At 25.2% G+C, this 13144-nt stretch carries 14 protein-coding genes, 1 riboswitch and 1 other annotated feature; of the genes, 2 read left to right on the top strand and 12 right to left on the bottom strand.

What is annotated here, in order from left to right:
- Nucleotides 1-14: 14 nt before the first annotated feature.
- The 6 genes from Q1J78_RS01435 to Q1J78_RS01410 form a co-directional block, all read right to left on the bottom strand.
- Entirely contained in the window at nt 15-974 is a 960-nt protein-coding gene (locus tag Q1J78_RS01435; protein WP_300279794.1) for an RluA family pseudouridine synthase, read from the bottom strand.
- A gap of 32 nt (nt 975-1006) precedes the next feature.
- A complete protein-coding gene (gene lspA / locus Q1J78_RS01430) occupies nt 1007-1453 on the bottom strand; it encodes a signal peptidase II (RefSeq protein WP_300279792.1) in 447 nt (148 codons plus the stop codon).
- A 410-nt stretch (nt 1454-1863) separates the two neighbouring features.
- The gene (gene trpS / locus Q1J78_RS01425) at nt 1864-2865 is read right to left on the bottom strand and encodes a tryptophan--tRNA ligase (RefSeq protein WP_300279789.1); all 1002 of its coding nucleotides are present in this window, start codon (nt 2863-2865) and stop codon (nt 1864-1866) included.
- A 33-nt stretch (nt 2866-2898) separates the two neighbouring features.
- Complete coding sequence (locus tag Q1J78_RS01420; RefSeq protein ID WP_300279786.1) at nt 2899-3597, bottom strand: 5'-methylthioadenosine/adenosylhomocysteine nucleosidase; 699 nt, start codon at nt 3595-3597, stop codon at nt 2899-2901.
- A 43-nt stretch (nt 3598-3640) separates the two neighbouring features.
- Nucleotides 3641-3849 (bottom strand) — a binding site (T-box leader).
- 169 nt (nt 3850-4018) lie between these two features.
- Nucleotides 4019-4348, bottom strand: a complete 330-nt coding sequence (locus Q1J78_RS01415) for a putative heavy metal-binding protein (protein ID WP_300279783.1) — start codon at nt 4346-4348, stop codon at nt 4019-4021.
- A 69-nt stretch (nt 4349-4417) separates the two neighbouring features.
- Nucleotides 4418-5068, bottom strand: a complete 651-nt coding sequence (locus Q1J78_RS01410) for an ECF transporter S component (RefSeq protein ID WP_300279781.1) — start codon at nt 5066-5068, stop codon at nt 4418-4420.
- Nucleotides 5069-5245: 177 nt separating this feature from the next.
- Nucleotides 5246-5385, bottom strand: a riboswitch (FMN riboswitch).
- 147 nt (nt 5386-5532) lie between these two features.
- Here Q1J78_RS01410 and Q1J78_RS01405 point away from each other — a divergent pair.
- A complete protein-coding gene (locus Q1J78_RS01405) occupies nt 5533-5745 on the top strand; it encodes a heavy-metal-associated domain-containing protein (RefSeq protein WP_300279778.1) in 213 nt (70 codons plus the stop codon).
- Nucleotides 5746-5873: 128 nt separating this feature from the next.
- On the opposite strand, the gene Q1J78_RS01400 is transcribed toward Q1J78_RS01405, so the two are convergent.
- Entirely contained in the window at nt 5874-8144 is a 2271-nt protein-coding gene (locus tag Q1J78_RS01400) for a sensor histidine kinase (protein WP_300279773.1), read from the bottom strand.
- A complete protein-coding gene (locus Q1J78_RS01395; protein ID WP_300279770.1) occupies nt 8119-8835 on the bottom strand; it encodes a response regulator transcription factor in 717 nt (238 codons plus the stop codon). Before Q1J78_RS01395 ends, Q1J78_RS01400 begins: the two co-directional genes overlap by 26 nt.
- Before the next feature lie 363 nt (nt 8836-9198).
- Between Q1J78_RS01395 and Q1J78_RS01390 the strand changes: the two genes are divergently transcribed.
- On the top strand, nt 9199-10029 hold the full coding sequence (locus Q1J78_RS01390; protein ID WP_300279767.1) for a histidinol-phosphatase HisJ family protein: 831 nt from the start codon (nt 9199-9201) through the stop codon (nt 10027-10029).
- Nucleotides 10030-10087: 58 nt separating this feature from the next.
- On the opposite strand, the gene Q1J78_RS01385 is transcribed toward Q1J78_RS01390, so the two are convergent.
- From Q1J78_RS01385 to rsgA, 4 genes are all read right to left on the bottom strand, one after another.
- Nucleotides 10088-10723, bottom strand: a complete 636-nt coding sequence (locus Q1J78_RS01385) for an HAD family hydrolase (RefSeq protein WP_300279766.1) — start codon at nt 10721-10723, stop codon at nt 10088-10090.
- Nucleotides 10724-10902: 179 nt separating this feature from the next.
- A complete protein-coding gene (locus tag Q1J78_RS01380; RefSeq protein WP_300279764.1) occupies nt 10903-11553 on the bottom strand; it encodes a thiamine diphosphokinase in 651 nt (216 codons plus the stop codon).
- Between the two features lie 24 nt (nt 11554-11577).
- Nucleotides 11578-12231 carry a ribulose-phosphate 3-epimerase gene (gene rpe, locus Q1J78_RS01375; RefSeq protein WP_300279762.1) on the bottom strand — a complete coding sequence of 218 codons (654 nt, stop codon included), beginning with the start codon at nt 12229-12231 and terminating at the stop codon, nt 11578-11580.
- Nucleotides 12232-12234: 3 nt separating this feature from the next.
- Entirely contained in the window at nt 12235-13116 is an 882-nt protein-coding gene (rsgA, locus tag Q1J78_RS01370) for a ribosome small subunit-dependent GTPase A (RefSeq protein ID WP_300279760.1), read from the bottom strand.
- Nucleotides 13117-13144: the final 28 nt, after the last annotated feature.

The following is a 13144-nucleotide window of genomic DNA, read 5'->3' as shown; positions in this document are numbered from 1 at the left end:
ATATTATAAATTCTCTAATATTTTCTTAGTTTTTCCAAAAGCTTTTGGAAATACTCTGGTAACTCAGAATCAAATTCAATATATTTTTGAGTTGTAGGATGTATAAAACCTAATTTTTTTGCATGAAGTGCCTGTCCATTTATTTTTATTTTTGAATTCTTAGGTCCATATACTGGATCTCCAACTAGTGGATGATTTATAGACATAGCATGTACTCTTATTTGATGAGTTCTTCCTGTTTCAAGTCTTGCTCTTACATGAGTATATCCATTAAATCTTTCAATAACTTCAAAGTGAGTTACCGCTCTTTTACCATTTGCAACTACTGCCATTTTTAATCTATCTTTTGGATTTCTGCCAATTGGTCTATCTACAGTAATTTTATCTTCTTTAAATACTCCATGACATATAAATTCGTATTCTCTAGTAATAGAATGATCTTTTAATTGTTCTGCTAAACAATTATGGGAATTATTATTTTTAGCTATCATAAGTATACCAGAAGTATCTTTATCTATTCTATGTACTATTCCTGGTCTTATAACCCCATTTATAGAAGATAAATTGTCTTTACAATGGAATAAAATAGCGTTTACTAATGTATTTTCATAATTACCTGGTGCTGGATGTACAACCATTCCTTGAGGTTTATTTACAATAATAACATCATCATCTTCATATATAATTTCTATTGGTATATCTTGTGGTATTACTTCTAAAACTTTTGGTTTTGGAATTTCAATTTCTATAAAATCTTCTTCTTTCACAAGATATTTAGCTTTTTCTATTTTTCCATTTACTGTTACCTTTTTATCTTTTATTATTTTTTGTATATAACTCCTAGACATATCTATAAATTGGTCTGAAAGATATACATCTAATCTATCTCCTTCTTCATCTTCTTCTACTAAAAAATTTTTTATTTCTTCGTAGTTTTCTTTAGATGTTTCTTCTTTATTTATATTTTTTAACATTCCATCTCTCCTAATTTTTAGTTTCTAATCATTTATTTAGTATCAGCATATTTTAATATATAAAAACATAATAATATAGTTCCACATACTACTAATATATCTGCAAAATTAAAAACATATTGCCATATTATTCTAAAATCAAAATAATCTACAACAAAGCCTAATCTAACTCTATCTGTTAAATTCCCAATAGCACCTGAGATAATCATTATAACAGCAGATTTACCAATTTTATTTATATTATCATTTTTATGTATCCAATAAAGACCTACTATAGTAGCTATTATAGCTATTAAAACAAATATAATTTGACTATTTTGAAACATGCCAAATGCTGCTCCTCTATTTTCTACATATGTAAGATGAAATATATTTGGTATTATAGAAATACTTTGTTTTTCTTTAAGAAATTCTAGTACTCCAAATTTTATAATCTGATCTATAGCTATTAAAATAACTATTATTATTTCGTATATCAATATATCACCCCTAATAAGTACTTTTTATAACTCTACACAATTATCTATATTTTATTATATCATAATACAAGTTTAAGATATTATTTGTTTCTAAATTTAATATTGATTTTTTTATAACATTTTATTGATATTTTATTGACAGTTTTATTTATCACGTGTATACTCTAAATATAAATAAAAAAATAACAGATTAACTTAAATATAAATAAAATCGTTAATCTTAAGTTCTACTTTCCCCAAAAGTAGGAATAACCTTACCCTTTTGATGAGCTTGTATAGCTCATTTTTTTTATCTAATTTTAAAATAAAAGCAACCAAAAATATATTCAAAAATAATTATTTCCGATATATTTTGAGTTGCCTTTAACAATATTTCAAAATAAGTTTACATATATTTGATATTATTTAGATTAGTATTTTCTTTCTAAAAAACCTACTTTTTTATATACTTTTCTAAGTGTTTTTCTTGCTTTTGCCTCTGCTTTTTTTGCACCTTCTGAGTATATATTTTCAAGATAATCCTTATTATTTAAAAGATATAAATATTTCTCTCTTATTGGCTCTATTGTATTTACTATAACTTCTGCTGTATCTTCTTTAAAAATGCCGTATCCTTTACCTTCATACATTCCAACTATATCATCTATTGATTTTCCTGATAAAGATGAATATATTTCTAAAAGATTTTTTATTCCAGGCTGTTCATTTGAATATCTAACTACTCCTTCTGAATCAGTTACACATTTTTTTATTTTTCTTCTTATAGTATCTGGATCGTCTTCAAGAAGTATAAACGCATTTTCATTTTTATCAGATTTGCTCATTTTTTTAGTTGGCTCTTGTAAGCTCATCACTCTAGCCCCACCTTTTGGGAAATATCCTTCCGGTATTTTAAATGTAGGTGAGTATCTATTGTTAAATCTATTCGCTAAATCCCTAGCTAATTCTAAATGTTGTTTTTGATCATCTCCAACTGGTACTAAATCAGTTTGATATAATAATATATCAGCTGCCATAAGTACAGGATATGTAAATAGTCCTGCATTTAAATTAGCTTCTGATTTTTGAGATTTATCTTTAAATTGTGTCATTCTACTAAGCTCTCCCATATAAGTCATAGTATTTAAAATCCACATAAGTTCAAGGTGTTCTTTTACATGAGATTGTATAAATATTGTATTTTTCTCTGGATCAAGTCCACAAGCTATATATTGTGCTAAAAGTTTTTTTGCATTTTCTCTAAGTACTTTAGCTTCTTGAGGTACTGTTATAGCGTGCAAATCAACTACACTGAAAAAACAATCATAATCATTTTGAAGGTCTGTCCAGTTTTTTATAGCTCCTAGATAATTTCCAAGTGTCATTTTTCCTGATGGTTGTGCACCACTAAAAATTATTTTTTTTTCATCCATTTTTATTACCTCCATTATAATTAGATTTTTAAATTATATCATTTCTAACATATCCATTATTATATTCGCTGATGTTATTGCCGCTTTTTTTGCAAATTCATCAAATGTAACATCTGCACTTCCATCAGCTTTATCTGACATAGCTCTTATTATTACATATGGAGTTTTATTCAGATAACAAACATGTGCCATTGCAGCTCCTTCCATTTCACAACAATATCCACCAAAATCATTTACTAATTCATTTTTTGTTTCCATATCTGCTACAAATAAATCTCCAGTAGCTATTCTACCTTTCATTACATTATGTCCTTTATTTTCTTTTATAGCAGCTTCATACGCAACTTCTACTAATTTTTCATCTGCTTTAAATTCAGAACAATCCATTCTTGGTATAGTTCCTTTTGGATCTCCAAATGCAGATGCATCCATATCATATTCTATTGCATCTGTTGATATTACTATATCATTTACATCTAATTCATCATTTAATGCTCCTGCAACACCTATATTTACAAGTGCTTCTGCTTTAAATTCACTTATAAGTATCTGTGTACACATTGCTGAGTTTACTTTTCCTACACCACATTTTACAACTATTACATCTTTTCCTCTTAATTTTCCAACATAGAATTCTAATCCTGCTTTTAAAACTTTTTCCTCTAATTCTATCTTTTCTAAAAGTAATGATACTTCTTCTTCCATTGCTCCTATTATACCTATTTTATTCATAATCTCCTCCTAAATATTTTAATAAAAAAACCCTAGTGTAAAACACTAGGGCGAAATTTCCGCGGTACCACCTAAATTATATATAAATAATATATTTCTCTACTGCGTAACGTGCAGAAACGTTTAAGCTACTATAATTCACTTCTCTCCTCGTGGACCCATTCACTGAATCTATTTATGCTGCATTCTCAGCTTTATGCAACTCTCTGTATTAAAATCAAAACAGCTACTCTCTCCAGTCTTAAGATTTTTATTTTAAATTTTATATTTTTATCATACAAGTAATTTTTTTTTATGTCAATAACTTAATTTTAAAAAATCAAATTTATATTTTAAATTTCAAAATATTTATATAAAAATAAAACTACCAAAGTTGGTAGTTTTATTACTTCATTATTAAATTTATATTTTATATTTAAATTTAATATTCTTTTTCAATAAGTACTGCTGTACCAGATACTGTAACCATAAGCATTCCATTGTCAGCACCTAATACTTCATAATCTGTATCTACTCCTACTATAGCATTTGCACCTTTTGCAAGTGCTCTTTCTTCTAATTCTTCTAATGCTTTTACTCTAGCATTTTGAAGTTCATCTTCATAAGAATTTGAACGACCTCCAAATATATTTGTTATACTTGCCGCAAAATCCTTAAAAAAGTTTACACCTGAAACAACTTCTCCATATGTTATTCCTTTGTATTCTACTATTTTATATCCTTCTACTGTTGGTGTTGTAGTTATTATCATATATACTCCTCCTAAATTAATTTATTTTAGTATATATTATATTCTATAAATAAATTAAAAATCCTTTATTTAAATTATACCTTTTATTGTCATTACAAATAAAATACAAGTAACTATTATTAATAATGCTATAGCCATTATTCCTGGATGAATTTTCATTTTTTCTGAATTATTATTTTCAGTTTTTAATATAGTTCTTCTTAATGCAGACACTATTGGTTTATATATTAAAAGTATAATAGCTGAATCTATTCCACCTTTTATTAAATTAAATGGTAGTATTGCAGGTACAAGTAATTTTACAACTTCAGTTCTTGGTATTCCCATATATATTGGAGTTACTAAATAATTCCAAATTATCATAACTACTGTTAAAAGAGCTGTTCCTGATATTAATCCTATTATAGATCCTCTTAAAGTTCTATCTTTTTTATATATAAATGCTGCTGTACAACAGAATGAACAAATAGAAATTATATTCATTATTAATCCTATTATTCCATCTTCACTTATAGTTAAAAATTCTATAAAAGCAGTTACTATAGCTACTGCAAATGATATACTTGGTCCCCATATAAAACCACCAATAGTGATTATTACATCTTTTGGATCATACTCAAGAAATAATACTAATGGTATTCTTATAAATAATACCGCTGCAAATGCTAATGCACTAAGCATTGCCACTCTTGTTAATTTTTTTGTCTTACTTTCAATCATATCTGATTCCTCCTAAAAATTTAAAATAAAAAACACCTGATTTGACTTAAGTGTCTTTCAGGTGTTCTAACTCTCTATTTTAAAATTTTTAATTTATTACTTTATTAAACTAGATTATTTATATCTAATTATTTATTCATAAGCAAAATATATTTATTTTATTATAGATTATTATTAACACATCTTCTCTCATCCAGACTATACTGTCGGTTTTGGAATTTCACCAAATCCTGAATTGAACCTTTGCCAATTCCTGCGTAAAAACGCTCGCGGACTATACCGCCGGTCGGGAATCTCACCCTGCCCTGAAGACATCTTAATTGATTCAGTTGTCTACTATTAAATTATCACAATTTTAAAATAAAATCAACACTATATTGACTTTAGCGTATTTTATGTCTATAATCAAATTATAATAAATATACCCCTTATAGGTATATAATTTTAATATTTGGAGGTTTATTATGAAAAGAATAGTAAAAATAGAAGGTATGGGATGCCAACACTGTATAAATAGAATAACTGAAGCTCTTTCAGCTCTAGATGGTGTAGAAGTTTTAGAAGTTAGTTTAGAAAATAAATCTGCTACTGTAAATGCAAATGATTCAGTAACTGATGAAGCATTAATGAATGCTGTAAATGAAGAAGGATTTGAAGCTATAGAAGTTATAAAATAATATTGAATAAATTCAAATTATTCATATAACATATATGCTAAACTAATAATTTATATAAAAGTTTAATATATTTAAAAAGAAGTTATCTATTTAGATAACTTCTTTTTTATAATTAATTCTGTATAAATTTATTTATTCTTAAATGTTAAATTTACTTTGAATAAATCTCCATCAGAACTTATATTTATTTTACCACCTTGAAGTTCTGTAAAACTTTTTACTATTGCAAGTCCAAGTCCACTTCCTTCTGTATTTCTAGACTTATCTCCTCTAACAAATCTTTCTGTGAGATTTTCTACATTGCAATTCAATTCTTCAGCTGATATATTTTTAAATTCTATTTCTGTTGTTTCCTCTTCTTTTTTTACACTTATATAGACTCTAGTATATGGCATAGAATATTTAGATATATTTGATATTAGATTAGAGAATATTCTAAATGTCCTCATATTATCTAGTTCTAATATAACTTTTTCACTTGGAAAATCTGTCTTTATTTTAAGATGTGATGCATTTAACTTATCTTCTAGCTCTACTATAGTTTGTTTTATTAATGATACAACATCTACTTTCATAGGATTCATAGTTATATTGCCACTTGTAGCCTTACTCACTTCAAATAAATCTTCAATAAGGAATTTTAATCTATTTGATTTTTTTTCTATAGTTTCTAAATATTTTTTTCTTTCTTCTTCTGTTATATCTTCTTTCTTTAACAAATCTACATAAGTTATTATAGAAGTAAGAGGAGTTTTTAAGTCATGTGAAACATTTGTTATAAGTTCTGTTTTCATTTTCTGACTTTTTACTTCTTCATTTACAGCATTACTAAATCCAACTTTTATATTCTGTAAATTTTCTTTTATAGGATTAAATATACCTAAATCTTCATCTGAAATTTCTTTAAAATCTCCATCTGCTATATCTTTAGTTATTTTTTCTAGTTTATCGTAATCGTCAAATACTTTTGCTGTTTTTTTCTTTATAAGTTTGTATAAAACTATAGTATAAATCACAGCTAGTATTATTCCAAATCCCCACATTATAGAACAAATAACTATTAATATAAAGTTTATAGCTAAACATGATAATATTAATTTTTCTCTTCCATCTTTTAAATCTAATCTATCTACCCAGTTTAAAAATGCTTTTATTTGTTTTTTCATCCATTTTATAAGTTTTACTATTATAGATGATCTAAATATTGTTTTTCTATCTTCTTTTGAGAATAACATATTTCTTATATATATACCTAACATAAATAACATTGCAAATAATAACATCCAATATAATAAGTTTATTATTACAATAATTATCTCTGATATACCATTTGTTATAGGCAACACATTTAATAATTCATATTTTAAAATATCTTCTATAGTACTATTTACAAAAATTACTGGATTAAAAGCAATGAAAAATGATAAAATTATACTTGCAATTATAAATAATATTTCTATAGGTATTTTTGTGATTTTATCCATTCCTAGTATATTATTTCTTATAGAATTTGGTAGTATTAATCCTAATATAGCAAATATAATCATAATACTTACTGAATATCCAACTATTTGTCTGTAAGAATCAATTTTAGATCCTGATATAATGTTACTTAAATAATCTGAATATTCATAAGTGTATATATTTTTAAATACAGTTTTAGCATCATTTTTAGTTATACCAATTGTTATTACTGTATCTTTTATTGGACTTAAACTATACTTCATATAATCATCACTATATTTATTAAAATAATTATCGCTTGTTATTTCTGAATTTATTGTATTGTTGTAATTTTCAAGTTCTTGATAATTATTTTTATCGGCTCCATGTAGTGATTTTATTGTTGCTTCTCCATTATTATTAAAATCTACAGTCGCAAATAGCAAATACTTCTGTTTTAATTCATTTATTTTATTATTATTTTTTTTATCTAAATCATATTCCCTTATATATTTTAAATCTTTATCTTCATTTGCATATGTTTTTTTATTTAATTTATTATATACGTTATATTTAATTATTTCATTAGAGTCAAATCCATCTTCATGTTCAAAAAAAGCTCTATTGAAATCATTTTTAACATCATCCTTTTTAACAGTTAAGTCTATATCTTTTAAATATATATCTATATCTTTTTCATTCAAAAATAATTCTGATGGATTGTGAATACCTTCTGTATTTTTTTTCATATTCCAATATAAATTATAATAGTTCCTTGTAAAATACGTTGCTACCTCTTTTTTATTTAAGCAATTTTCATCTATTTTAGTATTATCTATATTTTTATAGCTTTTTACTACTCCTAAAGACGATACTAATAAAATAATTATTACTAAAATATTAATTAAAACTTTATTTGATTTTATATTTTTATATTTTTTCAATTTTGTATCCAACTCCCCACACCACCTTTAAATATCTTGGATTCTTTGAATCCAACTCTATTTTTTCTCTAATATTTCTTACATGAACCATAACAGTATCTGTATTTATCGCTACTTCATTCCACACCCTTTCATAAATCTCTTCTGCAGGAAATACTCTTCCAGGATTTTTCATAAGAAGTGCTAAAATTTTAAATTCTATTGGAGTTAATTTTACTATATTTCCGTCAACACTAACTTCTTTTGTATCATCATTTAACTCTAATCCACCTATCTCGTATATATTTTTATTTTTTTCTATTATTTCATCATTGCTTGATTTGATATTCATGTATTTTGTATATCTTCTTAATTGCGAGTTTACTCTAGCTAAAAGTTCAAGTGGTTTAAATGGTTTTGTTATATAATCGTCTGCTCCAATATTAAGTCCCATTATTTTATCTACTTCTTCAGATTTTGCTGAAAGCATTATTATTGGAAAATTATATTTTTCTCTAACTTTCATTGTAAATGTAATTCCATCCATTATAGGCATCATTATATCTACAATAGATAAGTGTATTTCTGTTTTTTCTACTATTTCAATAGCTTCCATTCCATTATAAGCTTTAAAAACATTATATCCTTGATTTTTTAAGTATATTTCTACTGCATCAGCAATTTCTTTTTCATCTTCTACAATTAATATATTATATGTATTCATTTTTATTCTCCTATGTTATATAAATTTTATATTTTATCAATTTTTATTATACAACATACTAAGTTGTAAGATGATTTATAATTTATAAAAAATATTTTTTATAATTCTCATCCTATCTCTCCTTTCTTTTATTTGTCTTTATTATAAATATTAATTTTTAAGATTATGTAGATATATTTTTAAAGATTATATTAAGAAATTCTATACTTTACTTTATAATTTGTCTTATGAATAAATTTTATTTATATTGTATTACATATATTATCCTACAATTTATATTTTAAATTTTATTTTCTTATATACATTTTTTTATTTAGCAATGGTATAATTATAGTATATTTATTTGATTAAAAGGAGAATTTTATGTTTTGTGATTATCACACACATACAATTTTTAGTAGTGATTCATGTTATCCTATGGAAGATTGTATAAAAGATGCTATTTCTTTAGGAATAAAAGAAATTTGTTTTACAGACCATGTTGATTATGGTATAAAAGATGATTGGGAAGATCTTAGAAATAATAAGGCAACTAAAAAATATTTTAACGTCGATTATGACAAATATTTTTCTGATTTAGAATTTTTTAGAGAAAAATACCATGATAAAATAACTATAAAAAATGGATTAGAGTTTGGAATTCAAAAGCACAATATTAAAAAATATGAAAATATATTCCATAAATATCCATTAGATTTTGTAATATTATCTATTCATCAAATAGATGATAAAGAATTTTGGGATCATAGTTATCAAGATGGAAAAACTGAAAAAGAATATTATAAAAATTATTTTGATACTATGTATTACTTAGTTCAAAATTATCATAATTACTCTGTACTCGGTCATATGGATTTAATGAAGAGGTATGATGAAAAAGATGGTTATAATCCTTTTGTAGAAAATATAGAAATAATAACAAAAATTTTAAAATATATAATAAAAGATAGAAAAGGTATTGAATTAAATACATCTTCTAAAAAATATAAATTAGACGATTTAATGCCTTCTAGAGATATTTTAAAATTATATTTAGAGTTAGGTGGAGAGATTTTGAGTATTGGTAGTGATTCACATTGTAAAAATGATTTATCAAATTCTCAAATAGAAGAATTAAAAAACGAATTGAAAGAAATTGGTTTTAAAAAATTCTGTACTTTTGATAAAATGAAGCCTATTTTTCATGATTTATAATATTTTATTAATAAAAAACTGCTGTGAAACTTACAGCAGTTTTTATATTAATATAGGTTTAATATAATATATCTAATTTTAATAAATCCGATATATCTTTTATACTTCTATCAGCATAATTGGTTTTTCCGAATCCATATTCTGCAAATATAAATGGAATTTCTGCAAACTTTGCACTATCTGCATCTCCTTGAGTATCCCCTACATATATAGGATTCTTTAAATTATTTCTCTCTATTATTAATTTATTATTTTCTCCCTTAGTTAAACCAGTATTTTCAGCATCTTCTATATCAGTAAAATATTTTTCAAGTTTGTTGATTCTTAAAAATGCTTCTATATATCCTTTTTGACAATTACTTACTATAAATAATTTATAATTTTTATATAATTCTTTTATAGTTTTTTCTACATTATCAAATATTTTCCCACCATTTCTTTCATCTATTTTTTCCACTTCTACACTAGAACACTCTTCCATTATGATACTTCTCATTTTTTCTGGTACATGACTTAAAAGAATATTAATTGCTTCAATATATGGCATACCCATACATTCTCCAACTTTATCAGATGTTAAAGTTGCATCCATACCATATTTAATTAATACTTCATTCCATATTTGTGCAACATCTTCTCTTGTATCCCACATTGTTCCATCTAAATCAAAAATTATTGAATCTATTTTTTTCATAATTCCCCCTATTTTTGTAAAAATATTAATCATTATTATATCATTTTTTGTATATTATGCAAATTTTTTACATATAAATGCAAATTCTATTAATATTAGATAATAATACTTTTCATAGTAAGATAAATTTCACAAAAAAACAGTAGAATTTACATTATTCTACTGTTTTTATTTTCACTTTATACTTCTTTTAAATTTCTAACAACTATTGCAGATCCATCTTTTATTTCTATTCCACATTCTTCACCTAGCATAACATTTGATACTCCTCTTGGCTTGGCATAATCCATAGTAAAATTATCTAAAGGATATTCTAAATTATAAAGAGTTATACCTTTTGCATCTCCCATTATAGGAATAACAGATATAGTATCTCCTTTATTACCTTTTATATTTATCCTTTCATTATGAACAAGATATAAAATCTCATCTTCTGTTATTATTCTTGATTCTATATTTTTCCTTCTCATATACTCTAATAACTTTACATTCGCTAAAGTATGATCTATTCTTCCTCCCAAAGCTGCATATAAATCAACTTTTGTCGCACCAAGCATATCTGCTAAAATTATGCATAATTCTGAATCAGTTTCATTTTTCTTTTCTGGGAATTTTTTAAATTCAACATCTTTTTCTTTATAAAAATCTACAATATTTTCTTTTACAGAATCTAAATCTCCTATTATATAATTCGGAATTAAATCCATCTTAAATGTATGATTTGCACCTCCATCGGCACAAATAATCTTATCATAGTTTTCAGATTCAATTTTTTGTTTAATTTCATTATAATCTTTTACATTCCCATTTAAAAAAATACAAATTTTCAAATTAAAATCACTCTATTTCTAAATTTATTTTGCGTTTTCTCTAAGATCTTTAACTGCAGCATCTATATCTTCTTTTCCAAATATTGCAGAACCTGCTACACATACATCTGCTCCAGCTTCAACTACTTCTTTTATATTTGATGGTTTAACTCCACCATCAACTTCTATTTCTATATCTAGACCTCTTTCATCTATCATTTTTCTAAGCTCTTTTATTTTTTCAGTTACACATGGTATATATGATTGTCCTCCAAATCCAGGATTAACAGACATTAAAAGTACCATATCTACATCATCAAGAACATATTTTATTGTATCTAAAGATGTCGCTGGATTTAAAACAACACCTGCTTTTATTCCATGTGATTTTATATTTTGTATAGTTCTATGAAGATGTGTACATGCTTCAACATGAACTGTTATTATATCACATCCTGCTTTTACAAACTCTTCTATATAATTATCTGGATTTTCTATCATAAGATGAGCATCAAATACCATATCCACGTCTTTTCTTAAACTTTTAACTATTGCTGGGCCAAGAGTTATATTTGGTACAAAATGTCCGTCCATAACATCTATGTGTAAATACTCACATCCCGCTTTTTCAACTTTTTTTACATCTTCAAGTAATCTAGCAAAATCTGCTGATAATATTGATGGTGCTAATTTAACCATAATCTAATACCTCCTACTGTTTTTCTGTCTTATTTCATTTAGCAACTGTATATAACTTTCATATCTTTGTTTTGATATTTCATTATTTTCAACAGCTTCTTTTATATCACAACTCGGTTCATTTTCATGCACGCATTTTGAACCAAATTTGCATTCATCATATTCATCAAACTCAATAAAATATTCTTTTAATTCCATTTCATCAATTCCATCTAATTCTAAAGAACTAAATCCAGGAGTATCCGCTACCATACCACCACATTCAAGCTTTAATAACTCTGCATGTCTTGTTGTATGTCTTCCTCTTCCTATTTTTTCACTTACTGTTCCTGTTTTCAACTGGAAAGTTTCATCTATTTGATTAAGTAAACTTGATTTACCTACACCTGATGGTCCAGCAAATACGACTGTATTACCTACTAATTCATCTTTTACTTTATCTATATTTATATGTTTTTCACTACTTACTGGTATGACCTTATATCCTGCTTTTTCATATATTTCAATTAATTCATCTAAAGAGCCATCATCTAAGTCAATCTTTGTAAATATTATAACTATATCTAAATTTTCTCTTTCTGCATGAACAATAAATCTATCTAAAAGAGATAAATTAGGCTTAGGATCTTTAATAGCAAATACAATTAGTGCCTTATCTACATTTGCAATTGGTGGTCTTACAAGTTCAGTTTCTCTTTCTTCTATTATTTCTACTATTCCTTTTTTATTTTCTTCATCAACAACACTTATTTCTACATTATCGCCAACTAAAGGAGTTATTTTTTGTTTTCTAAATATTCCTCTAGCTTTACATTCATATAAACCTGTTTCTGTATCCACATAATAAAATCCACTTAAACCTTTTATTATTTTTCCTTTTAGCATTACATCGCTCCTTCATTATTTATTAATT

Source organism: Peptacetobacter sp. (genome assembly GCF_029264495.1).
Lineage (GTDB): Bacteria > Bacillota > Clostridia > Peptostreptococcales > Peptostreptococcaceae > Peptacetobacter.
The sequence above is the reverse complement of the archived record's forward strand: the minus strand, read 5'-3'. Positions and strand labels throughout refer to the sequence as shown.

Bases quoted from the DNA above. Each gene is read 5' to 3' on its own strand.
- rsgA (WP_300279760.1), bottom strand. From the start codon at position 13,116: ATGCTAAAAGGAAAAATAATAAAAGGTTTAAGTGGATTTTATTATGTG.
- Q1J78_RS01435 (WP_300279794.1), bottom strand. From the start codon at position 974: ATGTTAAAAAATATAAATAAAGAAGAAACATCTAAAGAAAACTACGAA.
- Q1J78_RS01395 (WP_300279770.1), bottom strand. From the start codon at position 8,835: ATGAATACATATAATATATTAATTGTAGAAGATGAAAAAGAAATTGCT.
- Q1J78_RS01415 (WP_300279783.1), bottom strand. From the start codon at position 4,348: ATGATAATAACTACAACACCAACAGTAGAAGGATATAAAATAGTAGAA.
- Q1J78_RS01390 (WP_300279767.1), top strand. From the start codon at position 9,199: ATGTTTTGTGATTATCACACACATACAATTTTTAGTAGTGATTCATGT.
- Q1J78_RS01405 (WP_300279778.1), top strand. From the start codon at position 5,533: ATGAAAAGAATAGTAAAAATAGAAGGTATGGGATGCCAACACTGTATA.
- Q1J78_RS01385 (WP_300279766.1), bottom strand. From the start codon at position 10,723: ATGAAAAAAATAGATTCAATAATTTTTGATTTAGATGGAACAATGTGG.
- rpe (WP_300279762.1), bottom strand. From the start codon at position 12,231: ATGGTTAAATTAGCACCATCAATATTATCAGCAGATTTTGCTAGATTA.
- Q1J78_RS01420 (WP_300279786.1), bottom strand. From the start codon at position 3,597: ATGAATAAAATAGGTATAATAGGAGCAATGGAAGAAGAAGTATCATTA.
- Q1J78_RS01410 (WP_300279781.1), bottom strand. From the start codon at position 5,068: ATGATTGAAAGTAAGACAAAAAAATTAACAAGAGTGGCAATGCTTAGT.
- trpS (WP_300279789.1), bottom strand. From the start codon at position 2,865: ATGGATGAAAAAAAAATAATTTTTAGTGGTGCACAACCATCAGGAAAA.